The organism is Paraburkholderia sp. J63 (genome assembly GCF_905220245.1).
Taxonomy (GTDB): Bacteria; Pseudomonadota; Gammaproteobacteria; order Burkholderiales; family Burkholderiaceae; genus Paraburkholderia.
This window is the reverse complement of sequence record NZ_CAJMZF010000005.1, coordinates 15,292-38,319: the sequence shown is the minus strand read 5'-3', so window position 1 is coordinate 38,319 and position 23,028 is coordinate 15,292. Positions and strand designations below refer to the sequence as shown.

Below are 23,028 nucleotides of genomic sequence, written 5' to 3'. Positions count from 1 at the left end.
CAACCATGTGGCGCGCGTCGGCACGGTCTGCGCAATGTCTGTGCGGCGCGGCTCGGGCGCGCTTCAGGCGCGATGCGGGCCGACGATACCGAGCTTCGCAATGCGCCGATAGAGGGTCGCGCGCGAGATGCCCAGCGCCGCGGCGGCGGCATTGGGGCGCCAGCGATGCGCGGTGAGCGCGTCGACGATGCGTGAGCGCTCGTCGGCGTTGTCGCACGCGGGATCGCGGGTCATGGCGGCGGAAGCGGTGCGCGATATGCCCGCTGACGTGCCCGCTACGCCCGAAGAAGCGCCGGCTGGCGGCAATTGCGCCGCGAGATCGGCGCTCAGATGCCGCGCCTCGACGCGCACCGTATCGCACACAGCACAGGCATAGCGCATGGCGTTGCGCAACTGGCGCAGGTTGCCGGGCCACGCAAATGCGGCAAGCCGCGTGGCGAGGGCGGCGTCGAGCGCGAGCGGGCGGCCTGCAGCCTGCGCCTCTTCGGCGAACACCGTGTCGATCAGCGTGGCGATGTCGCGACGCTCGCGCAGCGGCGGCAAGGTCAGCACGGCGCCGCAGAGCCGGTAGTACAGGTCTTCGCGGAATGCGCCAGCGCCGGCCATTTGCGCGAGGTCGCGGTGGGTCGCGCAGATCACTTCGAGGTCGACACGCGTGGGCGTTTCGCCGCCGAGCGGCAGCACCTCGCCTTCGGCGAGCACGCGCAGGAGGCGCGTCTGCAGCGCGAGCGGCATGTCGCCGATTTCGTCGAGAAACAGCGTGCCGCCGTCGGCCATGGCGATCTTGCCGCGCGAGCCGTGGCGCCGCGCGCCCGTGAATGCGCCCGGCGTGTAGCCGAACAGCTCGCTCTCGATCAGCGATTCGGGCAGCGCGCCGCAATTCACGGCCACGAATGGCCGGTTGCGGCGCGGTCCCGCATCGTGGATCGCGCGCGCAAACACTTCCTTGCCCGCGCCCGTTTCGCCGAGCAGCAAAACCGGCAGGCGCTTGCCCGCCACGCGCTGCGCAATGCGGGCGTTTTCGGCGACGCGCGTATCGGCGCTGCGCAAGAACGGGCCCAGCGCGCTGCGATCGTACGAGTCCTCGGCGCGCGTGTCGCGCAGCGGCGTCGCGCCGTGTACGCCAGGGGATTGCGCGCGTGGCGCGCCCGGGAACCCCGTGCGTCCGAGCGGTGCGCGAATGCGCGCGTAGAGCATCGTGCCGTTCGCGCGCAGCCGCAGCGCCGCGATCGCTTCGATACGGCCAATATCGCGCAACTGCACATGCGATGAGTCGAAGATCTCGTCGATATGGCGCGGGCCATCGAGGCACGGAATGCACTCGCGCGCGCGGCGATTCGCGGCGGCCACGTTGCCGTTCTCGTCGAACGCGATCAGCAGCTCGGGCTGCGCCTCGACGTAGTTGCGATTCTGGTGGCCGAACAGAATCCAGCACGCCGCGGTGCGATGCAGGAAATAACCGTCTTCGATGAGCGTCGCGCTCTGGCGCACGAGCTGATTGACGATGCGCTGGCTATCGCGGTTATCGGGCGACTGCACGGCGGAGGCGTCGAGCACGCCGATCAGCTCGCCACCCGGTGCGAAGATCGGCGCGGCGCTGCAGGTGAGCGTCGTGAAGGCGGCGCGAAAGTGATCGGTCTTGTGCACCGTGATGGGCGCGAGATCGGTGAGCACGCTCGCGATGCCGCAGGTGCCTTCCTCGCTCTCCGACCAGCACGAGCCCATATAGAGCCCCGCGTGCTTGAAGTCGTTGCGGCGCTCGCGGTCGATGCGGTAGTCGATGGTGACGCCGTGGGCGTCGGTGAGCATCACGCAATAGTCGGCGTCGCGCACGGTCTCGTGCAGGCGCGTGAGGCACTGGCCCGAGGCGCGCAGGAAGGCTTCTTCGCGATCGCGGATCTCGCGCAGCTCGGCGGCGCCCAGCACGCGCGGGCCGATCACCGAGCCGGGATCGAGCCGGTAGCGCTCGAACGAGCGCTGCCACGACGAGGCGAGCCGCGGCGAGTCGTGCGGCGCGGGCAGCCGGCCTTCGACGGCGCCGCGCACGCGTTCGGCGTGGCGGGTGGGCGCGAGTGCGTAGGGCATGGACGGTTCCAGACGATTCCAGACGGGGGCGTCGGCGCCAGGGGCGTTCGGCGGGAGTCTTTTTGTAGCACATCTGCGGCGCGCGATCACACCGCAGCGCAGCATGCGAGACGGCTGAGACGATCGTCTCAGCGCGCCGCGAGACGCGGGTGAGACGCGGCACGAAGCCCGCGCAGGCCCGCTGTGTGGGGCTGAGTGGGGACGGCATAGCCGCGCGCCGCGGGCGGCGTCTCGTGCGCAGCGACCTCAAGCCGGCGGTTGAGACGCTGCGCGAGCCATCACCGGCCGAGCGGGCGCGCCGCCTCGAGTGCCGCGAAGCCCGCAGGCAAGGCGTTCTGCGGCCGATCGGCGGCTTTTCGAGCGCATTGGCACAACGCTTGCAGAGAGTGACGGCAACAGCGGCGCACCCATGCGCCGCAATCACAAACGAGTCCGCACGAGCCCAGGCGCCACGCGGATAGCTTTGCATGGGGTCGCATTAAGCGCTAAAGCGCTAAGTGCGACCGAGAGGAGACAACACCCGTGACGATGCCCGTGACCGTAGGCGTGATCGCGAACCCCGCTTCGGGGCGCGACATCCGCCGTCTTACCACGCACGCCTCGGTCTTTCCGACCGCGGAGAAGGCCAACATGGTCGTGCGCCTGCTCGCGGGTCTCGGCGCGTTGGGCGTGGCGCGCGTGCTCACGCTGCGTGATCGCACCGGCGTAGCCGCGCTCGTGCTGCGCGCGCTCGAAACCCATGCCGCCGTCGCGCGGAACGAACGCTGGCCCGCGGTGGAGTTCGTCGATCTGCCGATCAGCGAGAGCGCGGCCGATACCCATGCGGGCGTCGCCCATATGGTTCGCGAGCAGGTCGCGCTGATCGCCGTGCTAGGCGGTGACGGCACGCACCGCGCCGTCGCTGCGCATTGCGGCGACACGCCCTTGCTCGCGCTTTCCACCGGCACCAACAACGCGTTTCCCGAGTTGCGCGAAGCCACGGTCGCGGGTCTTGCGGGCGCGCTCGTCGCCACGGGCGCCGTGCCGGCCGAAACGGCGCTCGTGCGCAACAAGCGTCTCGTCGCGCGCTGCGTCGAGGGACCGAATCGAGGACGCGAGGAGATCGCGCTGGTCGACATCTGCGTATCGCGCCAGCCGTTCATCGGCGCGCGGGCGATTTCGGATAGTTCGGATATCGAAACATTATTTCTGGCGTTCGCGCCGCCCGACGGCATCGGGCTCGCGTCGATTGGCGGCGCCTGGGCGCCGGTCGGGCGCGACGCCGGGCACGGTTTGCACATGACGTTTGCGAATGCGCCCACGCGAGGCGGCGAGGGCGAAGGGGTGCCGCTCATCGCGCCCATCGCGCCGGGGCGGATCGAGCGCGTGACGATGCGGACCTGCCAGCGACTCGAAGTGGGCATGGCGCTGCCGCTCGAAGCCGATCACGGCACGCTCGCCTTCGACGGCGAGCGCGAGATCGAGCCGGCGCGCGGCGACCGCTATGAAATCGCGCTCGACTGGAGCGGGCCGCTGACCGTCGATGTCGCGCGCACGTTGCGCTACGCGGCTTCGCATCAGTTGCTGCGTCAGGCGGCGTATGCCGCGTCGCCCTGACAAGTCCGTTTCGCCGGATGCTTTTCCACTTCACTTCCATCCATAAAGGAGTTTTCCACTCAGTCAGTCATAACCGGTAGCAGCGGAGCAGCAGGCATCACCAGCGTCTATACACAGGAGACAACCATGTCTGTCACGTTGAACAAGGAGCAGTTGCTCGCGGCGTATCGCTCGATGCGCACGATCCGCGAGTTCGAGGAACGCTTGCACGTCGAATTCGCGACCGGCGAGATTCCCGGCTTCGTGCATTTGTATGCGGGCGAAGAGGCATCCGCGGTCGGCACCATGAGCCATCTGAACGATAAGGACTACGTCGCAACCACGCATCGCGGCCACGGCCATTGCATTGCGAAGGGCGTGGACGTGCGCGAGATGATGGCCGAGATCTATGGCCGCGCCACGGGCTCGTGCCGCGGCAAGGGCGGCTCGATGCACATCGCCGACCTCGCGAAGGGGATGCTGGGCGCGAACGGCATCGTCGGCGCGGGCGGTCCGCTCACGTGCGGCGCGGCGCTCGCGGCCAAGCAAAAGAAGACCGGTGGCGTGGGCGTGTGCTTCTTCGGCGACGGCGCGTCGAACCAGGGCGTGATCTTCGAGTCGATGAATCTCGCCTCGGTGTGGCGCCTGCCCGTGATCTTCGTCGCCGAGAACAACGGCTACGCGGAAGCGACCTCGTCGACGTGGTCGGTCGCCGCCGACAACATCGCCGACCGCGCCAACGGCTTCGGCATGCCGGGCGTGATCGTCGACGGTTTCGACTTTTTCGCCGTCTACGAAGCGCTTGGCGAAGCGATCGCACGCGCGCGCAACGGCGGCGGCCCGACGCTCGTGGAAATGAAGCTATCGCGCTATTTCGGCCACTTCGAAGGCGATGCGCAGACCTATCGCGCACCCGGCGAGGTGCAGAAGCTGCGCGAGGAAAAGGACTGCCTCAAGCGTTTCGAAGAACGCGTGGTGCGCGCGGAACTCGCGAGCACCGACGATCTGCGCAAGGTGGACACGGAGGTGAAGGCACTGATCGACGACGCGGTGGCGAAGGCCAAGGCCGCGCCGTTGCCCGCGCCCGAAGCGCTGCTCACCGACGTCTACGTGTCGTATCCCTGAGCGCGGCCTGCTCGGGTAATCAGGATTCCAGATCAAGGAGACGGAAATGGCACGGAAAATCACCTATTCGCAGGCGATCAACGAGGCGCTCGCTCAGGAAATGGCGCGCGACGAGAGCGTGATCGTGATGGGCGAAGACAACGCGGGCGGCGCGGGTTCGCCCGGCGAGCAGGATGCCTGGGGCGGCGTGCTCGGCGTGACGAAGGGCCTCTATGGCAAGTTCCCGGGGCGCGTGCTCGATACGCCGCTCTCGGAAGGCGGCTTCATCGGCACAGCGGTGGGCGCGGCGGCGTGCGGCATGCGCCCGGTGGCGGAGCTGATGTTCATCGACTTCATGGGCGTGTGCTTCGACCAGATCTTCAACCAGGCGGCGAAGTTTCGCTACATGTTCGGCGGCAAGGCGGTCACGCCGGTCGTGATCCGCACGATGTACGGCGCGGGCCTGCGCGCGGCGGCCCAGCACTCGCAGATGCTCACGTCGCTCTTCACGCATATCCCGGGCCTCAAAGTCGTCTGCCCGGCCACGCCTTATGACGCGAAGGGCCTCATGATCGAGGCGATCCGCGACAACGATCCCGTGATCTTCTGCGAGCACAAGCTGCTCTACACGATGGAAGGCGACGTGCCCGAGGAGTCATATTCGATTCCGTTCGGCGAGGCCAATATCGCGCGCGATGGCGACGACGTCACCATCGTCACCTACGGGCGCATGGTCCACTACGCGCTCGACGCCGCACAGCAGCTCGCGAAGGACGGCATCGAAGCCGATGTGATCGATTTGCGCACGACCTCGCCGCTCGACGAGGAGACCATCCTCGAAAGCGTGGGCCGCACGGGCCACGTCGTGGTGGTGGACGAGGCGAACCCGCGTTGCTCGATTGCGACCGATATCGCGGCGCTCGTGGCGAACAAGGCGTTTCGCGACCTGAAGGCGCCGGTCGGCATGGTCACCGCGCCGCATACGCCGGTGCCGTTCGCCGCCTCGCTCGAAGACCTTTACATCCCGACGGCGCAGCAGATCGCCGACGCCGCGCGCGCAGCAAGGAGCTGAAGTCATGCCGATTCACATGATCACGATGCCCAAATGGGGCCTTTCGATGGAGCAGGGCCAGGTGAACGGCTGGCTCAAGTCGCTCGGCGAGAAGGTTTCCAAAGGGGAGGAATTGCTCGACGTCGAGTCCGACAAGATCGCGTCGGGCGTCGAGTGCGCGTTCGACGGCGTGCTGCGGCGGCAGATCGCGCAGGAAGGCGACACGCTGCCGGTGGGCGCGCTGCTCGGCGTGGTGGCCGGCGTAGAAGAAACGGACGCCGAAATAGATGCGGCGGTGACCGAATTCCAGCGCGACTTCGTGCCCGCGAAAGCCGGCGATGCCGATGCCGGCCCGCAGCCCGAGAAAGCGCAGATCGGGGGGCGCACGCTGCGCTATCTGAAGCTGGGCGAGGGCGACGCTACGCCCGTCGTGCTGATCCACGGCTTCGGCGGCGATCTCAACAACTGGCTCTTCAATCACGCCGATCTCGCCGCGGGGCGCACGGTCTGGGCGCTCGATCTGCCGGGGCATGGCGAATCGGGCAAGGCGGTCGAGAGCGGGGCGCTCGACGAACTCGCGCAGAGCGTGATCGATTTTCTCGACGCGCAGAAGATCGAGCGCGCGCATCTCGTCGGCCATTCGCTGGGCGGCGCGGTCGCGATGACGGTGGCCGAGCGCGTGCCCGCACGCGTCGCCTCGCTGTCGTTGATCGCGAGCGCGGGGCTTGGCGACGAGATCGACGGCGCGTATATCGAGGGCTTCGTCGCGGCGGCGAACCGCAACGCGCTCAAACCTCATGTGACGAAGCTGTTCGCCGATCCCGCGCTCGTCACGCGCCAGCTCGTGGAAGACCTCGTGAAGTACAAGCGGCTCGAAGGCGTGCAGGATGCGCTCAGGAAAATCTCGGCGCAGACCTTCGAGGGCGGCGCGCAGCGGCGCGTCTTCCGCGACCGGCTTTCGACGCTGGCGCCGAAGGTGCTGGTGATCTGGGGCGACGCGGACCAGATCATTCCGGCACGGCATGCACAAGGCTTGTCGCCCGATGTGCGCGTCGAGGTGATCGCCGGCAAGGGGCACATGGTGCAGATGGAGGCCGCCGCCGAGGTCAATCGCCTGCTCAAGGCGTTCTTCGAAACGGGAGGCTGAGCCATGGACGCCGTCACGATTAGACCGGCATGGCCGGGCGCGGAATCGTCGGGAGTGCCTGGCGGCGCCTCGCCGGACGCAGCGGTCGAGGCCGGCGCGCCGGGTGATACGGCGCTCGGCCAGCACGGCCTGCGCAGCCGCGAAAAGCTCGCGCGCATCCCGGTGAAGATCGTGCCGGCGGACGACGGCGCGGCGCTGCCCAAGCCGCCCTGGCTGCGCGCGCGTCCGCTCATGAGCGAGACCGTTGCCGGGGTGGCCGCCGTGCTGCGCGAGCACCGGCTGCATTCGGTCTGCGAGGAGGCGATGTGCCCGAACATCGGCGAATGCTTCGCGCAGCGCACGGCCACTTTCATGATCATGGGCGGGCTGTGCACGCGGCGCTGTCCGTTCTGCGATGTCGCGCACGGGCGGCCCGCGCCGCTCGACGCGGACGAACCGGCGCACCTCGCGGCGGCGGTCGCGGCGCTCGGCCTGCGCCATGTCGTGATCACCTCGGTCGATCGCGACGACCTGCGCGATGGCGGTGCGGCTCACTTCGCGCGCTGCATCGCCAGTGTGCGCGAGTGCGTGCCCGGTATCGGCGTGGAGGTGCTGACACCCGACTTTCGCGGGCGCATCGACCGCGCGCTCGATGCGCTTTCGGTGGCCTGGCCCGACGTGTTCAATCACAACGTCGAGACCGTGCCGTCGCTCTACCGGGCGGCGCGGCCCGGCGCCGACTATCGCGGCTCGCTCGCGCTGCTCGCGCGCGCCAAGGCCGCGCATGGGGCGCTCGTCACGAAATCGGGGCTGATGGTGGGGCTCGGCGAGACCGACGCCGAGCTGCTCGAAACCATGCGTGACCTGCGCGAGCATGGCGTGCAAGTGCTGACAATCGGGCAGTATCTCGCGCCGTCGCGCTATCACTTGCCGGTGCGTCGCTATGTGCATCCGGACGAGTTCGCGGCGCTGCGCGAGGCGGGGCTCGCCATGGGGTTCAGCGAAGTGGTGGCCGGGCCGCTCGTGCGTTCCTCGTATCACGCGGCGCAGACCGTGGAGGCCGCGCGGCGTCGCGAGCCGGCATGAAGGAATTGATTATTTGCAACTAACTGGCAAACCGTGCGGCCACCAAAATGACTGCACGGCGGCGATCCTTCACTCCATCACTTCATTACGCCATCACGTCTTTACGCGCAGATGCCGCGTGCTGACGCGCGACAGATAAACCGTGAGCCCCGCGCCCGCCATCGCGAGGCTCGCCGCATTGGCGATCCAGAAGCCGCGCGCGCCCGTGGCCCAGACGGGCAAATTGCCGGACACATTGAAACCCAGCGCATAACCGCCGCCGAGGCCCACGCCCCAGAGCGCGATGGCGTAGATCACCGTGGGCACCACGGCCACCTTGTAGGCGCGCAGCGCGAACGCCGTGGTGATCTGCAGCGCATCGAACACGTGATAGAGCGTGACGATGGCCACGAGCGGCATCGCGGCCACGGCAACGGCCGGATCGGGCGTATAGCCCTCGATCAGCAGCGGCCGCAGCACGAACACGATCACGCCGTAGCAGCAGGCGATCGCCACCGCGGTCATCACGCCGTGCCGCGCGAGCGTGCGCGCTTCGGCGGGGCGCGCGCCGCCCAGCGCCTGCGCGACCAGCGTGGAGGTCGCCACGCCGATCGAGAGCGGCGTCATGTAGAGCACCGCGCCCACATTTCCGGCGATCTGGTGGCCCGCGAGCGTCGTCGTCCCGAGGCGCGCGATGAAGATCGCCATGAACGTATACGACGTCACCTCGATGAGATAGGACAGCCCCATCGGGATGCCGAGCTTGAGCAACTCGGCCTGGCGCTTCCATTCGGGCCAGCAGAAGTGCTTGAAGATTTCGAACGGCGCGAACACGTCGATGCGCGTGAGCGCGAGCACGGCGCACAGCGCGAGCGCCCAGTTGATCGAGGTGCTGGCGAGCGCGCAGCCCGGACCGCCCAGTGCGGGAACGCCAAGGCCGCCGAAGATGAGCCAGGTATTCATCGGCACCTTGATCGCGAGCGCGCCCACCTGCAGGAACATCACGAGGCGCGGCCGGCTCACGGCATTGGCGAGCGAGCTGTAGATGCGGAAGGCGAGGCTCGCGGGCAGCCCGAACGAGAGCAGCCGCAGATAGGCGATGGTGCGCTCGTGCAGCGCTTCGGGCGCGTGAGCGAGGTCCAGCAGCGGGCCAGGGAAATAAAGAATCGTGAAGCCGATCGCCATCAGCACGAGCGCGAGCCAGAACGCCTGGCGCACTTCGAGGCCGATCTCGGCGTCCTTGCGCGCGCCGTAAAGCTGCGCCGCGACGGGCTGCAGCGCCGTGAGGATCCCGGTCAGGCCGATATAGACCGAAATATAGATCGACGACCCGAGCCCGAGCGCGGCAAGATCTAGCGCCGAATAGCGGCCGACCATCGCAGTGTCGATCACGCCGAACGCGATGATCGCGAGCTGGCCGATCAGCACCGGCCAGGCGAGCGCGGCGATGCGCCGGATGTCGCCGAGGAAGGTCGTCGTCACCGGCGCCTCAGTCCGGCCGCTTGCGCCAGATGTGTTTCTTCAGCGGCGGCTGCGGGCGGTCGATGCGCACGTAGAGGCGGAAGCGTTCGTCGCGGTCGGCGGCGCGGCGGCCTTCCCAGACGAGCTTCCAGACGAAGTTCGACATCGAGCTCGGCTCGCCGTAGTCCTGGGTGTCCTGGCGCAGGATCACGTCGCAGTCGTCGTCGAACGAGAAATGCATCTTGCCGAAGTAGGCGAAGGTGGCGATCTGCGCATCGCCGAGACGCACGGGCGAAATGCACTGGTAGTCGGCGGGCAGATGCGCGGCGATCTGCTGCGCAACGTCCTTGTAGGTCCGGCTATAGTTGACGACGGGCAGCCAGAGCGTCATCAGCAGCACCCACATCAGCGTGGTGCCGCCGCTCGAGAGCACGACGCTGCGCCAGAGCACCTTCGGATGCCGCGCCACGCGCCATTGCACGAGCACCATCCAGCACACGGTGACGGCCACCGCGCACACGAACGAGAGAATCTTGAATTGCGGCACGAAGCCGGGCGCGAGGCGCGCGAGATTGCGCGCGAGCGGCGCGGGGAAGCCGGTCACGCCGGCGAGCCAGACGAGCCAGACGAAGGTGCCGAGGATCGTGAAGCTCAGCACAGCGAACCAGTCGATCGCGTTGATCGCGCCGCGCTTGAGCGTGGGCAGCGCGAAAGTGGCGAGCACCGAGAGCGCGGGCAGCACGAGCATGAAGAGCAGGTTCGTCTCGTGGCTTTGCACGACCACGAGAATCAGCAGCGGCACGATCACCGAAAGCGGAATCGCGATATGCGGCGCGCGGCGCAGCCCGGCCCAGCTCACCCAGGCCCAGATCGCGAGCGGCCAGGCCGGCCAGGTGAAGAGCGGCAGGTTCTTCGCGGCGTAGCGCAGCACCGCGCCCGGCGGCCCGGCGAATGCGTTGACGCTCGTGCGCGCCCATTGATCGAGGAACCACACGCCGTCGTCGGGATAAAGATGCAGCGTGAGGAGCGGCCAGGAGAGCGAGACCGCGAGCGCCACCGGCAGGCCGGCCACGAGGAGCCATCGCGAGCGCGTCTCGGGTGCGATGGCGAGCATGACGAGCGTGCCGACGAGCAGCGCGCCCACCAGCACGGGCCCGCTCGAGAGCATCACGACGCCGAGCGCGAGGCCCCACCAGAGCGCGCCCTGGATCGGCTTGTCGATGGCGCGCACGAGGCCGTAGACGAGCATCGCGACGCCGACGAACTGCATCAGCTGCGGCGTGGTTTCGTGGCCGCGCTCGGCCAGGCCGAAGCAGGCGAGCAGGACGAGCAGGGCGCCGTCGCCGAGCGTGCGGCCGTAGTCGCGCGGCTCGGGCTCACCGCCAAAGGCGTATTTGAACGGCTGGACTTCTGGACGCCTGCCGAGCAGATAGGCGCTGTACCAGACGAAGGCACAGGCGCAGCAGAACAGCACGCCGGTGGCGATGCGCGACGCATTGCTCGCGTCCACCCAGGGCGCGAAAACGCGAATGCAGAGGGCGCCGAGCCAGTAGCCGAGCGGGCCGTTCGCGGTGACGTATTTGCCGACGAGATTGGGCAGCAGCCAGTCGTGCGCGGTGCCGCCCGCCATTGTCCACATCACGCCGAAGCCGGCTGCATCCTCGTTCTTCCACGGGTCGCGGCCGAACAGGCCGAACGAAGCGAAGACGATACAGATGGTCAGCAGCAGCCAGCGCGGCAAGGCGCTGGTGGCGGAGGCGGTCAGGCGAATGGCTGGCTTCATGCAGTACGAAGGAACTCGGGTAAGCGGACCGGGCGCGGCCGGGTGCGGCGGTTGCCTCAGTGCGCGACCTCAGGCAGTGGCGTGATGGCTGCGGCACGATCGTCGTGCGCCGCCGGTCGGGAGCATCCGGCATTCTAGCTGGCTGCGCCGGCGCGCGTCACGGCGCAGGCTGGATGCCAATGCAAGGAAACGGAGGAAACGAACAACAAAAAAGGGCAGCGTACGCTGCCCTTTTTCTGCGGGACCGGCTGCGAAGCCGGCGTGCGAAGTTCGCCCGAAAGCTTACTTCGTGACCTTGCCCGTGGCGCGCGCGCCGAACTTCTTGTTGAACTTCTCGACACGGCCGGCCGTGTCCATGATCTTTTGCGTGCCCGTGTAGAACGGATGCGATTCCGACGACACTTCGATCTTCGCGAGCGGGTAGGTCTTGCCGTTGAATTCGGCAGTTTCGCGCGTCTGGATCGTCGAGCGGGTCACGAAACGGAAGTCGTTCGAAACGTCGATGAACAGGACTTCGCGGTAATCCGGGTGAATGCCTTCTTTCATGGTTATTCCTCAAATCTGGCGGTAGCCAACCCGCGTGCCTTCAGCAGGAAGCGAAGGTCAATTCGGCGCGAGCCACTTGCCCAAGGTCGAAAAACGGCGATTATGCCAGAAAATCAGCCGGTTGGCGAATTTTTGCCGCCCCTTTTTCCACCCCGTGCGGCGGACTTACGCGGGCGGGGCGGCGAGTGCGTCCAGTGCGCCCACGCGGGCCGGATCCTGCCGGTAATAGCGCGCGAGCAGCCGGTAGAGCTCGGGATATTCGGCTTCGAACGCCTTGGGCTTGACGAACAGCGCCTCGCTGCATACGGCGAAGAATTCCGAAGGGTGATCGGCGGCATAGGGATCGATCAGCGAGTCGCGCTCGAAGCGCGCCCAGCGGCGCTCGGGCACGGCGTCCAGCTTGTCGCAGAACTGGTCGTAGGCGTTGTCGAACACGTCGGCCCACGCCTGGGCGTCGAGCGGCGCGTGCCAGCGGCGAAAAAGGGGCGGATGGCCGTCGGCCTCGCCGTTGAGCATGTCGATCTTGTGCGCGAACTCGTGGATCACGACGTTGTAGGCGTCGCTGCCATCGGTCATCTGCGCGTCTTCCCACGAGAGGATCACCGGGCCGCCTTCCCACGCCTCGCCGCTCGCGTCGTGCTCGACTTCGTGCACCACGCCGTCCTCGTCCTCGACGGTCTTGCGGATCACGAATTCGCCGGGGTAGATGGTCACGCCGATCCAGCCCTTGTAGAGATCGAGCGAAAGATTGAGCACCGGCAGCGACGCCTGCGCGGCGATCGCCACCGCGATCTGGTCCGTGAGCTCGAGCTCATGCGCCGTGGAGAATTCCTTTTGCGCGAGAAAGAGACTCGTGAGCTCGCGCAGGCGCACGAGATCGGCGGCGTCGAGGTGCGCGAGGAACGGCAGGCCGGCGAGCGTCGCCTTCCAGAGCGCGTCGTCGATCGCATGCGTGCGCAGCGCCTTTTCACGGCGGCGCTCGCCGAACCACTGGGTCAGTTTCGAAAGCATCGCTCGGTTGCGTGTTCAGTTGCGTCTTCGGCTCAGTCGATCTGCTTTTGCAAGGCGGCGAAAATCCCGCCGCACACGGCCACGCCGATCAGGAAATAGAACCCGTCGAGCGAGCTCAGAAAGCTCGCCTGCTGCGCGACCATCCGGCTCATTTGCACGAGCGCAAGCCCGTGCGCCTCGCCGGGCGTCCGGCCGAGCGCTTCGAAGGCATGCGTGAGCGTCGCGTAGGTGCTCTGGAAGATCGGATTGAGCGGGTTCACGAATTCCGCGAGCCGCGTCTGGTGCAGCGCAAGCCGGTGTTGCTCGACGATGATAATCGTTGCGGTCGCGAACGACATCGTCAACTGACGGACGACGTTTTTCAAGCGATATCCGTGCGTGAACTCCTCGATGGCGAAGATGCGGAACGTGAGATTCGCCACCGGCAGCACGATGAAGAGCAGCAGCAGGCCGCGCAGCAGTAGCGGGAAAATGAGCCAGCTCTCGCTCGTGTCGGGCGTGAGGCGCGTCATCCAGAACGAGACGAACGCGGCCAGCACGAAGCCCGGCACGATGATCCACTTCTTGTGCGTGACGAACTTCGAATAGCGGAAATAGAAGTACAGCGCGCCAGCGGATATCAGCGAGGTGATGCCGGTGAGACGCCCCGCATTTTCCACGGGATAGTTGAGGCCGCCTTCGAGGAAACGCGAAACCAGATAGCTGAGCGCCGTGCTCTGGTAGTAATAGACCATATAGAGCAGCAGCCCGACGCGGAACGGCTTTTCGCGTAGCGCGTGCAGGCGCATGAGCGGCTTCGGATGATGCCACTGATGCCAGACGAACCACGCGAGCGCGCCCATGCCGGCGAGCGTCAGCACGATGATGCCGGGCGAGGTGCTGAACAGCTCAAAGCGCACCTGCTGCATGGCGATCTGAAGCGCGCCTTGTGCCAACGCAAAGATGATGTAGGGCCAGAAATGCGACTCGCCGCGCTCCTCGGGCAGCACGTGGCCGGCGTTGGGCAGCGCGAGCAAGGCGAGCACCGCATAGAGCACGCCCGCGGGCGCGGAAAACGCGAAGAGGGCGCGCCAGTCGAAATGCGCGACGAGAAAGCCGCCCGCGAGCGGCGCGAGCGCGCTGGAGAGCACGATCAGGATCAGGAACGCGCGCGTCGCCACGGGGCGCTGCTGCGGCGTGAAGGAAATCTGGATCAGGATGCGGCAGGTGCCCATCATCGGGCCAATGAAATAGCCCTGGAAACCGCGCGCGAAGGCGAGCTCGATCGACGATTCGCAGAGCGCCGCCGCCACGGCGCCCGCCGCATAGAGCAGCAGACAGCCGCTCACATAACGGCGATAACCGATGCGCTCGACCCACCATTGCTGCTGCAGGATGCCGAGCACGGCGCATACGGCGTAGGCGCTGGACGCCCAGACGAGCTCGTCGGGCGACGCGTTGATGCCGCCGGCGATATAGCTCGTGAAAAACGAAAAGATGGCGTTGTCGTAGTAGTCGAGGCCGGTCGCGAGCGCGAGCACCCATGGGAAAAAGTCGCCTCGCAGGCGCGTCGCGCTGAGGATCGGCTCGCGGGTGGGAACGCTGCTCATTCGCGAGCGCTCCCATGCTCGCGCTTACCCGGGCTTTCCTCGTCGTCGCCGGTTTCGGCTGGATCGCTACCTTGCGCCGCGCCGCCTGGATCGCCGCCGCGCTTGTTGCCTTTGACGTTCGCGTTCGCGTGCGAGGTGGCGGGCGCGTGGGATGCCTTCTTCCCGGCGTGCTTCGCCGCCTCCCTGCGCCGGCGCGTAGCGGCGAGCCGCTCGCCGATCAGCGCCTCCTGCGGCTCGCCGGCCAGGCGCCGCCGCAGGTAATCGAGATCGTCGGCGAGCTCGGTGCGCACCGCCTGCGCCTCCTTCAGCTCGCGGCGTACGGCAGCGATGCGCTCGTCGAGCGTGTCGATCTGCTGCGCGAGCGCGTCGGCGATCTGCTGGAGCGAGTCCTGCGAATAGCGCCGGCGGCCGTCGCCGACCGATTCGAGCGGGCGCTTGAGCATCTCGGTAATGCCGTGCAGCGAGAAGCCGAGCGCGCGCAGCCGCAGGATGCGGGCAAATTGCTCGAGATCGTGTTCGTCGTAGAGGCGGTAGCGGCCTTCGCTGCGCGTGGGCGTGACGAGGCCGCGTTCCTCGTAATACTTGAGCGTGCGCGGCGTGACGTTGAGCCGCTGGGCGGCGTCGCGCACCGTCAGCAGCGGGCTGGAATCCCTGGACATGGGCGGGCGGCCGCACGGGGCGGCGGTGGAGACAACGACCGGATTATAGTCCAACGTGAACGTTCACGTACAGGTTGTGCGCCTTCCCGGCCGCAGCGAGGGAGTGCCGAAAAAGGGCGCGAGAAATGACAAACGCCCGCGTGAGCGGGCGTTTGCGGTACATCAAAAGACAGAGACGGGCGAGGCCTTAGCCGCCGCGGCGCATCATGTCGAAGAACTCGGAGTTGTTCTTCGTCTGACGGATCTTGTCGAGCAGGAATTCCATCGCCTCGACTTCGTCCATGTCGTGGATGAACTTGCGCAGCACCCAGATCTTCTGGAGGATGTCCGGCTTGATCAGCAGTTCTTCGCGGCGCGTGCCCGACTTGTTCAGGTTGATCGACGGATAGACGCGCTTTTCCGCGAGGCGGCGCTCGAGGTGCACTTCCATGTTGCCGGTGCCCTTGAACTCTTCGTAGATCACGTCGTCCATGCGGCTGCCGGTTTCGATCAGCGCGGTGCCGATGATGGTGAGCGAGCCGCCTTCTTCGATATTGCGCGCGGCGCCGAAGAAGCGCTTCGGACGTTGCAGCGCGTTGGCGTCCACACCGCCGGTGAGCACCTTGCCCGATGCCGGCACAACGGTGTTGTACGCACGTGCGAGACGCGTGATGGAGTCGAGCAGAATCACGACGTCGTGCTTCATTTCGACGAGGCGCTTGGCCTTCTCGATCACCATTTCGGCCACTTGCACGTGGCGTGCGGCCGGTTCGTCGAAGGTCGAGGCGATCACTTCGCCCGCCACCGAGCGCTGCATTTCGGTCACTTCTTCAGGACGCTCGTCGATCAGCAGCACGAACAAGATGACGTCGGGATGGTTCTGCTTGATCGCATGCGCGATGTGCTGAAGCATCACGGTCTTGCCCGACTTGGGCGACGCGACCAGCAGGCCGCGCTGACCCTTGCCGATGGGCGCGATCATGTCGATGATGCGGCCCGTCACGTTCTCCTCGCCGCGCATCTCGCGCTCGAGCAGCAGCACCTTGTTCGGGTGCAGCGGCGTGAGGTTCTCGAACATGATCTTGTGCTTCGAGGCCTCGGGCGGCTGGCCATTGACCTTGTCCACCTTCACGAGCGCGAAGTAGCGTTCGCCGTCCTTCGGCGTGCGCACTTCACCTTCGATCGTGTCGCCGGTGTGCAGGTTGAAGCGGCGGATCTGCGACGGGCTGATATAGATATCGTCCGTGCTCGCGAGATACGAGGTTTCCGGCGAACGCAGGAAGCCGAAGCCGTCTGGCAGCACTTCGAGCGTGCCGTCGCCGAAGATCGTTTCGCCCGTCTTGGCGCGCTTTTTGAGAATCGCGAACATCAGTTCCTGCTTGCGCAGGCGGTTCGCATTTTCGATCTCGAGGCCATTGGCCATCTCGATCAATTCGGACACGTGCAGAGACTTGAGCTCGGAAAGATGCATACGGAGAACCCGTCGGGGAGGATGCGACGAAAAGAAGTCAGGGGGAAAAGAAGCGAGCGGAACCGCTCAAGGACTTGTATATAAGGGCGCCGGGTAGACGCTTTATGAATTCTAGCATAACACACGCCGGAAGCCGCCAGTGGAGCCCGGCGGCAAGTTTCGGCATGTTTTTCTGGGTGCGTGTTGTCGGTGGACAACACGCACCTTGGATTCGCCCGCCGATTTGCTGTGTGCAGCGGCTCGCTTTCGCGGTTCGGTCTTGATTCGAACGGAATTGGCTCGCGCGGCGGGGCGGCTGAACGCTATTTACAGGTGGCTATCCAGGAACGCGGTGAGCTGCGACTTCGAGAGCGCGCCGACCTTCTGCGCCGCGACGGCGCCGTTCTTGAAGAGGATCAGCGTGGGGATGCCGCGCACGCCGAACTTGACGGGCGTCGATTGATGCTCGTCAACATTGATCTTCGCGACCTGGAGGCGATCGCCATAGTCTTTCGCGACCTCGTCGAGAATCGGCGCGATCATCTTGCAGGGGCCGCACCATTCGGCCCAGAAGTCCAGCAGCACGGGCTTGTCGGATTTCACGACGTCCTGTTCGAACGATGCGTCGCTGATGTGCTTGATTTGTTCGCTCATTGTATGAATACCTCTTTCGGATCGAGGCTGATTGAATTGCTCGCCACGATACACCAAAACTCAAAATATATCCGGGGACGCCAGGACCTTGCCAGGCGGCCCTGGACACGGTCGCCAAGGCTGCTCCGGCAACAGTCGACGCCAGTGTAGCCTAAATCCCTATGCGCTGCCGACGGTGATAGTACGCATATCGGCAGCAGGGTTTCCCGACGTTTGTAGGCCGTTGGACTTCGTGCAACCTGTAACTGCATGTACTCGATGATGCGGATATGGCGATACTGCGGGCGTTTGCAAGAGCGTCTCGCACATGCTCGTGTATGTCCTGATCCATCGGTTTGATGGCTTTTGCGATGCGGCATTCGCAATGCGGCGCAACCGATGTTAGAATGCTTCGTGACGGGCCTCCTCGCATGGAGGGGCGGTCAACCTGGTCAGGTCGGGAACGAAGCAGCCACAGCCGTTTTCCGCCAGTGCCGAGGGTCGGGCTCGTCACCTTTCTCTTTTTTCCTCGCTGTTTCCGCTGTTTCTTTTCTCCGCTTTCTTCTCTCGTAGTTCATTTCCCTGCTGGGTACGCGGTTCGCGTGTCACCGGGTTTCGTCCGCTGCGTGCTGGTTCGTTGCGCCCGTCTTTTGCGTTCATCATGGCGTTGCGCCTATGCGGATCGCGCACAGGGAAGCGGGGCGTATGGGCCCGCGCGAGATGTCCCGAAGCGATCCAGCGATGGCAGCCCGGCGCGCCCGTCCAGAGGGCGCGCGGCGCTTTTCGATTCATCGGAGCGCGCGGGCGTTGCTGATACAATTTCCGGATGACCTATCAAGTTCTCGCACGCAAATGGCGACCGAAGGATTTCGCTTCGCTCGTCGGACAGGAGCACGTGGTGCGCGCGCTCACGCATGCGCTCGACGGCGGGCGTCTCCATCACGCGTATCTCTTCACGGGCACGCGCGGCGTGGGCAAGACGACGCTCTCGCGCATCTTCGCCAAGGCGCTCAATTGTGAGACCGGCGTGACGTCCAAGCCGTGCGGCGTCTGTCGCGCGTGCCGGGAAATCGACGAAGGCCGCTTCGTCGACTATGTCGAGATGGACGCGGCGAGCAATCGCGGCGTCGACGAAATGGCCGCGCTGCTCGAGCGCGCGGTCTATGCGCCGGTCGATGCGCGCTTCAAGGTCTACATGATCGACGAAGTGCACATGCTCACGAACCACGCCTTCAACGCGATGCTGAAGACGCTGGAGGAGCCGCCGCCGCACGTGAAGTTCATCCTCGCGACCACCGATCCGCAGAAGATTCCGGTCACGGTGCTCTCGCGCTGCCTGCAGTTCAATCTGAAGCAGATGCCGGCCGCCAACATCGTCGAGCATCTCACGCATATTCTCGGCGAGGAGAAGGTCGAGTTCGAGCCGCAGGCGCTGCGCCTGCTCGCGCGCGCCGCGGACGGCTCGATGCGCGACGCGCTCTCGCTCACCGACCAGGCCATCGCCTATTCGGCCAATCAGGTAACGGAGGAGGCCGTGCGCGGCATGCTCGGCGCGCTCGACCAGAGCTATCTGATCCGCCTGATCGACGCGCTGGTCGCCGGTGACGGCGCACAGGTGCTCGCGATTGCCGATGAAATGTCGCTGCGCAGCCTGTCGTTCTCGACCGCGCTGCAGGATCTCGCGAGCCTGTTCCATCGCGTGGCGTGGGCGCAGTTCGCGCCGGCTTCGGTGCTCGACGAATGGCCCGAGGCCGACGATCTGCGCCGCTTCGCCGATGCGCTGAGCGCGGAGCAGGTCCAGCTTTTCTATCAGATCGCCACGCTGGGTCGCAGCGAGCTCGGCCTCGCACCCGACGAGTACGCGGGCTTCACCATGACGCTGCTGCGCATGCTGGCATTCGAGCCTTCGGTGAGCGCGGGCGGTGTCGGCAGCGCGCCCGCGACGAAGCCGGCTGCGGCGGGCACCGGTGTGCGCGCGGCTGCATCGGCGGTCGCTTCGGCGGCGGGTGCGTCGCCGGGGGGCGTTGCTTGCGCCGAGCGGGCCGTTGCGCGGCCGGTGGCCGCTGCACCGCGTGTTGAGCAACCGAAGGCTGAAGTCGTGAGCACGCCGCTTCCTGCTGCTGGGGCGGAAGACGCGAAGCAGGGCGCCGCTGCTCCGTCGCAGCGCGCCGACGACGCACAGGCCACGCTCGCGGACGACCAGGCGGCCACTGAGTCCGTGGCGAAGAACGCTGCGCAAGCGCGCGTCGTACCGCCTTGGGAGGATGAGAACACCGTCGCCCCGGGCGACGATGTGAAGCCCGAAGCGCAGGTTGCACCGACACCGGTTGCTGCGCCCACCATCGAAGCACAGCCAGCGCCGACACCGGTCGCTGCGCCCGCCATCGAGACGCCAGCAGCGCCCGTGACGCACGAAGCACCGGCCATGGAGGCACCTGCGGCTCGCGGCGCCGGCGGTGCGAGCGCGGCACTCGACTTGCTGCGCAGTAAGGGCATGCGCGCTTCGACGGAGCGCGGCTCGCGGGGAGGCGCTAACGCCGCATCCCCAGCAGCCACCGCGAAGCCCACCGCGCCGCGCGCTGAAGTGAAGGTGCCGACACCCGATCCCGCGCGCCGTGCCGCGGCCGCACAGGAAGCCCAGGCGCGCCGGCCCGCGCGCGAGACCCGCGCCCAGCAGGACACGGGGGGCAATCAGCCGCCGTGGGACGACATCCCGCCGGACGACTACGTGCCGCTCAGCGCCGACGACGCTTACTTCGCGAGTCCCGACGACAGCTTCGCGCCCGCATACGAGAGCGAGTCCGCAGCCCCGCGAGCCTCGCAGCCTGCGCAATCGGCCCCGTCCGTGACCGTGGTCGACGTGAGCAAGCTGCCGCCGGGCATCCCGCTCGACGCCATCGGCTTCACGGGCGACTGGCCCGCGCTCGCCGCGACGCTGCCGCTCAAGGGCATCTCGTACCAGCTCGCGTTCAACAGCGAGCTGACCGCGCTCGAAGGCGGCGTCCTCAAGCTCAGCGTGCCGGTGCCGCAGTACGCGGAGGCCTCGCAGGTCGCCAGGCTCAAGACGGCGCTGGCCGAAAGCCTCGGCAAGCCCGTGGAAGTCGACGTGACGGTCGGCCCCGCGCGCCGCACGGCGGCCGCGCTCGATGCCGCCGCGCGTGCCGAGCGTCAGCGCGATGCCGAGCGCGAAATTGGCGCCGATCCGTTCGTGCAGCAACTGATTCGCGACTTCGGCGCGAGCATCGTGCCGGGCTCGATCCGGCCGATCGCGCCCGAGGCCGCGCCGGGCGGCAGCCAGGCCGCCCACTGAATTGCGCCGCGTGGCGCGCGAGCAAGAACATGCGCGCCGCGCGTGCGATCGAACTACATTTGAATCACCCGATCCAGAAGGAGCAGTGAAATGTTGAAAGGTCAACTCGCAGGGCTCATGAAGCAAGCCCAGCAGATGCAGGAAAACATGAAGAAGATGCAGGAGCAGCTTGCCCAGATCGAAGTCGAGGGTCAGGCGGGCGCCGGTCTCGTGAAGGTGACGATGACGTGCCGCAATGACGTGCGCCGCGTGTCGATCGACCCGAGCCTGCTCACCGACGACAAGGACATGCTCGAAGACCTCGTCGCCGCCGCGTTCAATGACGCCGTGCGCAAGGCCGAAGCCACGTCGCAGGAAAAGATGGGCGGCATGACCGCCGGTCTGCCGCTGCCGCCGGGCTTCAAGATGCCGTTCTAAAGCAGGCGCCGCGCTGCCCCGTGGCTGCGTGCCGCCTTGCGCGCGGCGGTCTTTGCGGCCCCCGCGCATGTATTCGATGTCGGCGCGCCTGAGCGCACGCCGCTTGTGTGCGCGTATTTTGTTATTTTCGACCCCATCCAGCCGCGCGCTGTCACGCTCGACTATGCCTTGCCACGCTGAATCCGCATGAAACAACCTTCCGCCCTGGCGGCGCTCGTCGAGGCGCTGCGCGTGTTGCCCGGCGTCGGGCCGAAGTCGGCGCAGCGCATGGCCTATCACCTGATGCAGCACGACCGCGACGGTGCTGAAAAGCTCGGCCGCGCGCTCCTGTTCGCGACCGATCACCTGAAGCATTGCGAGAAGTGCAATACCTTCACCGAAGCTCAGGTCTGCGAAACATGTCTCGACGAAGAGCGCGATCCCACGCTGCTGTGCGTCGTGGAGACGCCCGCCGACCAGATCATGCTCGAGCAGACCATGACCTATCGCGGGCTGTATTTCGTGCTGATGGGCCATCTGAGTCCGCTCGACGGCATCGGCCCGAAAGAGATTCACTTCGACCGCCTCGTGAAGCGCGCTTCGGATGGCGTCGTCAAGGAGGTTGTGCTCGCAACCAATTTCACGAATGAAGGCGAGGCTACCGCGCATTACCTCGGCCAGACGCTCAAGGCGCGCGGCCTGAGCGTCACGCGGCTCGCGCGCGGCGTGCCCGTGGGCGGCGAGCTCGAATACGTCGACGCGGGCACCATTGCGCGTGCGATGCTCGACCGGCGCTCGATGTAGCGCAGCGCCGTTTCGTGTCGATGAGCGTGGCCGCTCGATAGCAACAGGCAAGACGCGCATCTTGTCGCGCACAGCTTCGAAGAACATGGAAGGAGACCCATGAACGCAGCCCCTTTCCCTGAATCCGGCACGAAAAGCGCCGGCCCGCTGGCGGGCGTCAAAGTGCTCGAACTCGGCACGCTGATCGCGGGCCCGTTCGCGGCGCGCTTTCTCGGCGAATTCGGTGCCGAGGTCATCAAGATCGAAGACCCCAAGGGCGGCGACCCGCTGCGCAAGTGGCGCAAGCTCTATCCCGAAGTGGGCGGCACCTCGCTCTGGTGGGCAGTGCAGGCGCGCAACAAGAAGTCGGTGACCGTCAATCTCAAGGCCGAAGAGGGCAAGGAGATCGTGCGGCGCCTCGCCAAAGAGGCCGACATCGTCATCGAGAACTTCCGGCCCGGCCTGCTCGAAAAGCTCGGGCTCGGCTATGACGTGCTCTCAAAGGAGAATCCCGGGCTCGTGATGGTGCGGCTCTCCGGTTACGGCCAGACCGGTCCGTATCGCGACCGTCCGGGTTTCGGTGCAATTGCCGAGTCGATGGGCGGCCTGCGCCACATCACCGGCTATCCCGAGCTGCCGCCGCCGCGTATCGGCATCTCGATCGGCGATTCGATCGCGGCGTTGCACGGCGTGATCGGCGCGATGATGGCGCTCCATCATCGCAACATGAACGGCGGCAGTGGCCAGATCGTCGACGTCGCGCTCTACGAGGCCGTGTTCAACATGATGGAGAGCGTGGTGCCCGAGTACGGCGTCTACGGCATGGTGCGCGAGCGCACGGGCGCTTCGCTGCCGGGCATTGTGCCGTCGAACACGTATCCGTGCCGCGACGGCAGCATCGTGATCGGCGGCAACAGCGATCCGATCTTCAAGCGTCTCATGACGGCGATCGGGCGCGACGACCTCGCGAACGATCCGGGTCTCGCGCATAACGACGGCCGCGTGCCGCGCACCGCGGAGATCGACGGCGCCATTGCGGCGTGGCTTTCGACGCGCACCATCGACGAAGCGCTCGACGTGCTCAATGCCGCCGACGTGCCCGTGGGCCGCATCTACACGGTGGCCGACATGTTCGCCGATCCGCAGTTCGCCGCGCGCCAGATGATCCAGCAGTTCCACTGGCAGAAGAAGGACGCGCGGGAAGGCGAGGGCGTCGATATCGCGCTGCCCGCGGTCACGCCCAAGCTCTCGGCGACGCCGGGCGATACGCGCTGGCTCGGCCCCGAACTGGGCGAGCATACCGACGAAGTGCTGCGGTCACTCGGTTACGACGCAGACAGCATCGCACAGTTGCGCGCGCAACAAATCGTGTAGCGGCGCGCGCATTGTCGTCGCGCTGAAAACGTGAAAAAGGCTCGCCGC

General features: G+C 66.5%; 19 protein-coding genes and 1 other RNA gene. 10 read left to right on the top strand and 10 right to left on the bottom strand.

Annotated features, from left to right (window positions below; all coding sequences use genetic code 11):
* Nucleotides 1-63: 63 nt before the first annotated feature.
* Entirely contained in the window at nucleotides 64-2,085 is a 2,022-nt protein-coding gene (locus tag U5775_RS07460; protein ID WP_322057488.1) for a sigma-54-dependent Fis family transcriptional regulator, read from the bottom strand.
* A 522-nt stretch (nucleotides 2,086-2,607) separates the two neighbouring features.
* Between U5775_RS07460 and U5775_RS07455 the strand changes: the two genes are divergently transcribed.
* From U5775_RS07455 to lipA, 5 genes are all read left to right on the top strand, one after another.
* Nucleotides 2,608-3,681: an ATP-NAD kinase family protein gene (locus U5775_RS07455; protein ID WP_322057487.1), complete on the top strand. Its 1,074-nt coding sequence runs from the start codon at nucleotides 2,608-2,610 to the stop codon at nucleotides 3,679-3,681.
* 126 nt (nucleotides 3,682-3,807) lie between these two features.
* Nucleotides 3,808-4,785: a thiamine pyrophosphate-dependent dehydrogenase E1 component subunit alpha gene (locus U5775_RS07450; RefSeq protein ID WP_322057486.1), complete on the top strand. Its 978-nt coding sequence runs from the start codon at nucleotides 3,808-3,810 to the stop codon at nucleotides 4,783-4,785.
* A 46-nt stretch (nucleotides 4,786-4,831) separates the two neighbouring features.
* Entirely contained in the window at nucleotides 4,832-5,836 is a 1,005-nt protein-coding gene (locus tag U5775_RS07445; RefSeq protein ID WP_322057485.1) for an alpha-ketoacid dehydrogenase subunit beta, read from the top strand.
* 4 nt (nucleotides 5,837-5,840) lie between these two features.
* Nucleotides 5,841-6,962, top strand: coding sequence for an acetoin dehydrogenase dihydrolipoyllysine-residue acetyltransferase subunit (locus U5775_RS07440; RefSeq protein WP_322057484.1), 1,122 nt, complete (start codon nucleotides 5,841-5,843; stop codon nucleotides 6,960-6,962).
* A gap of 3 nt (nucleotides 6,963-6,965) precedes the next feature.
* Nucleotides 6,966-8,027, top strand: coding sequence for a lipoyl synthase (gene lipA, locus U5775_RS07435; protein WP_322057483.1), 1,062 nt, complete (start codon nucleotides 6,966-6,968; stop codon nucleotides 8,025-8,027).
* Between the two features lie 93 nt (nucleotides 8,028-8,120).
* On the opposite strand, the gene U5775_RS07430 is transcribed toward lipA, so the two are convergent.
* From U5775_RS07430 to trxA, 8 genes are all read right to left on the bottom strand, one after another.
* Nucleotides 8,121-9,488, bottom strand: a complete 1,368-nt coding sequence (locus U5775_RS07430) for an MATE family efflux transporter (RefSeq protein ID WP_322057482.1) — start codon at nucleotides 9,486-9,488, stop codon at nucleotides 8,121-8,123.
* Nucleotides 9,489-9,495: 7 nt separating this feature from the next.
* Nucleotides 9,496-11,250 (bottom strand): glycosyltransferase family 39 protein, encoded by a 1,755-nt coding sequence (locus U5775_RS07425; RefSeq protein ID WP_322057481.1) that lies wholly within the window; start codon nucleotides 11,248-11,250, stop codon nucleotides 9,496-9,498.
* A 282-nt stretch (nucleotides 11,251-11,532) separates the two neighbouring features.
* On the bottom strand, nucleotides 11,533-11,796 hold the full coding sequence (locus tag U5775_RS07420) for a type B 50S ribosomal protein L31 (protein ID WP_322057480.1): 264 nt from the start codon (nucleotides 11,794-11,796) through the stop codon (nucleotides 11,533-11,535).
* Between the two features lie 165 nt (nucleotides 11,797-11,961).
* Nucleotides 11,962-12,807: a M90 family metallopeptidase gene (locus U5775_RS07415; RefSeq protein WP_322057479.1), complete on the bottom strand. Its 846-nt coding sequence runs from the start codon at nucleotides 12,805-12,807 to the stop codon at nucleotides 11,962-11,964.
* Between the two features lie 32 nt (nucleotides 12,808-12,839).
* Complete coding sequence (locus U5775_RS07410) at nucleotides 12,840-14,396, bottom strand: MFS transporter (protein ID WP_322057478.1); 1,557 nt, start codon at nucleotides 14,394-14,396, stop codon at nucleotides 12,840-12,842.
* Nucleotides 14,393-15,055, bottom strand: coding sequence for a MerR family transcriptional regulator (locus U5775_RS07405; RefSeq protein ID WP_415913531.1), 663 nt, complete (start codon nucleotides 15,053-15,055; stop codon nucleotides 14,393-14,395). The genes U5775_RS07410 and U5775_RS07405 overlap by 4 nt, the downstream gene beginning before the upstream one ends.
* 187 nt (nucleotides 15,056-15,242) lie before the next feature.
* The gene (gene rho / locus U5775_RS07400; RefSeq protein ID WP_133194006.1) at nucleotides 15,243-16,505 is read right to left on the bottom strand and encodes a transcription termination factor Rho; all 1,263 of its coding nucleotides are present in this window, start codon (nucleotides 16,503-16,505) and stop codon (nucleotides 15,243-15,245) included.
* Between the two features lie 306 nt (nucleotides 16,506-16,811).
* Nucleotides 16,812-17,138 (bottom strand): thioredoxin TrxA, encoded by a 327-nt coding sequence (trxA, locus tag U5775_RS07395; RefSeq protein WP_027818380.1) that lies wholly within the window; start codon nucleotides 17,136-17,138, stop codon nucleotides 16,812-16,814.
* 395 nt (nucleotides 17,139-17,533) lie between these two features.
* Here trxA and ffs point away from each other — a divergent pair.
* Nucleotides 17,534-17,632: signal recognition particle sRNA small type (gene ffs, locus U5775_RS07390), an RNA gene on the top strand.
* Here ffs and U5775_RS07385 read toward each other — a convergent pair.
* Entirely contained in the window at nucleotides 17,628-17,780 is a 153-nt protein-coding gene (locus tag U5775_RS07385; protein ID WP_322057476.1) for a hypothetical protein, read from the bottom strand. The two genes, ffs and U5775_RS07385, sit on opposite strands and share 5 nt — an antisense overlap.
* Nucleotides 17,781-17,943: 163 nt before the next feature.
* Here U5775_RS07385 and U5775_RS07380 point away from each other — a divergent pair, with 163 nt between their 5' ends.
* The 4 genes from U5775_RS07380 to U5775_RS07365 all read left to right on the top strand — a co-directional run bounded on the left by U5775_RS07380 (nucleotide 17,944) and on the right by U5775_RS07365 (nucleotide 22,980).
* Nucleotides 17,944-20,427 carry a DNA polymerase III subunit gamma/tau gene (locus U5775_RS07380; RefSeq protein WP_322057475.1) on the top strand — a complete coding sequence of 828 codons (2,484 nt, stop codon included), beginning with the start codon at nucleotides 17,944-17,946 and terminating at the stop codon, nucleotides 20,425-20,427.
* Nucleotides 20,428-20,517: 90 nt separating this feature from the next.
* The gene (locus U5775_RS07375; protein ID WP_069267501.1) at nucleotides 20,518-20,844 is read left to right on the top strand and encodes a YbaB/EbfC family nucleoid-associated protein; all 327 of its coding nucleotides are present in this window, start codon (nucleotides 20,518-20,520) and stop codon (nucleotides 20,842-20,844) included.
* A gap of 186 nt (nucleotides 20,845-21,030) precedes the next feature.
* Nucleotides 21,031-21,627 carry a recombination mediator RecR gene (gene recR / locus U5775_RS07370; RefSeq protein ID WP_322057474.1) on the top strand — a complete coding sequence of 199 codons (597 nt, stop codon included), beginning with the start codon at nucleotides 21,031-21,033 and terminating at the stop codon, nucleotides 21,625-21,627.
* 99 nt (nucleotides 21,628-21,726) lie between these two features.
* Nucleotides 21,727-22,980 (top strand): CaiB/BaiF CoA-transferase family protein, encoded by a 1,254-nt coding sequence (locus tag U5775_RS07365; RefSeq protein WP_322057473.1) that lies wholly within the window; start codon nucleotides 21,727-21,729, stop codon nucleotides 22,978-22,980.
* Nucleotides 22,981-23,028 lie beyond the last annotated feature (48 nt).

What these genes read in the sequence shown, in the direction of transcription:
- U5775_RS07375 (WP_069267501.1), top strand. Translation starts at nt 20,518, where the DNA reads ATGTTGAAAGGTCAACTCGCAGGGCTCATGAAGCAAGCCCAGCAGATG.
- U5775_RS07410 (WP_322057478.1), bottom strand. Translation starts at nt 14,396, where the DNA reads ATGAGCAGCGTTCCCACCCGCGAGCCGATCCTCAGCGCGACGCGCCTG.
- U5775_RS07445 (WP_322057485.1), top strand. Translation starts at nt 4,832, where the DNA reads ATGGCACGGAAAATCACCTATTCGCAGGCGATCAACGAGGCGCTCGCT.
- U5775_RS07420 (WP_322057480.1), bottom strand. Translation starts at nt 11,796, where the DNA reads ATGAAAGAAGGCATTCACCCGGATTACCGCGAAGTCCTGTTCATCGAC.
- U5775_RS07405 (WP_415913531.1), bottom strand. Translation starts at nt 15,055, where the DNA reads ATGTCCAGGGATTCCAGCCCGCTGCTGACGGTGCGCGACGCCGCCCAG.
- lipA (WP_322057483.1), top strand. Translation starts at nt 6,966, where the DNA reads ATGGACGCCGTCACGATTAGACCGGCATGGCCGGGCGCGGAATCGTCG.
- recR (WP_322057474.1), top strand. Translation starts at nt 21,031, where the DNA reads ATGAAACAACCTTCCGCCCTGGCGGCGCTCGTCGAGGCGCTGCGCGTG.
- rho (WP_133194006.1), bottom strand. Translation starts at nt 16,505, where the DNA reads ATGCATCTTTCCGAGCTCAAGTCTCTGCACGTGTCCGAATTGATCGAG.
- trxA (WP_027818380.1), bottom strand. Translation starts at nt 17,138, where the DNA reads ATGAGCGAACAAATCAAGCACATCAGCGACGCATCGTTCGAACAGGAC.
- U5775_RS07380 (WP_322057475.1), top strand. Translation starts at nt 17,944, where the DNA reads ATGACCTATCAAGTTCTCGCACGCAAATGGCGACCGAAGGATTTCGCT.
- U5775_RS07385 (WP_322057476.1), bottom strand. Translation starts at nt 17,780, where the DNA reads ATGATGAACGCAAAAGACGGGCGCAACGAACCAGCACGCAGCGGACGA.
- U5775_RS07450 (WP_322057486.1), top strand. Translation starts at nt 3,808, where the DNA reads ATGTCTGTCACGTTGAACAAGGAGCAGTTGCTCGCGGCGTATCGCTCG.
- U5775_RS07425 (WP_322057481.1), bottom strand. Translation starts at nt 11,250, where the DNA reads ATGAAGCCAGCCATTCGCCTGACCGCCTCCGCCACCAGCGCCTTGCCG.
- U5775_RS07365 (WP_322057473.1), top strand. Translation starts at nt 21,727, where the DNA reads ATGAACGCAGCCCCTTTCCCTGAATCCGGCACGAAAAGCGCCGGCCCG.
- U5775_RS07460 (WP_322057488.1), bottom strand. Translation starts at nt 2,085, where the DNA reads ATGCCCTACGCACTCGCGCCCACCCGCCACGCCGAACGCGTGCGCGGC.
- U5775_RS07440 (WP_322057484.1), top strand. Translation starts at nt 5,841, where the DNA reads ATGCCGATTCACATGATCACGATGCCCAAATGGGGCCTTTCGATGGAG.
- U5775_RS07415 (WP_322057479.1), bottom strand. Translation starts at nt 12,807, where the DNA reads ATGCTTTCGAAACTGACCCAGTGGTTCGGCGAGCGCCGCCGTGAAAAG.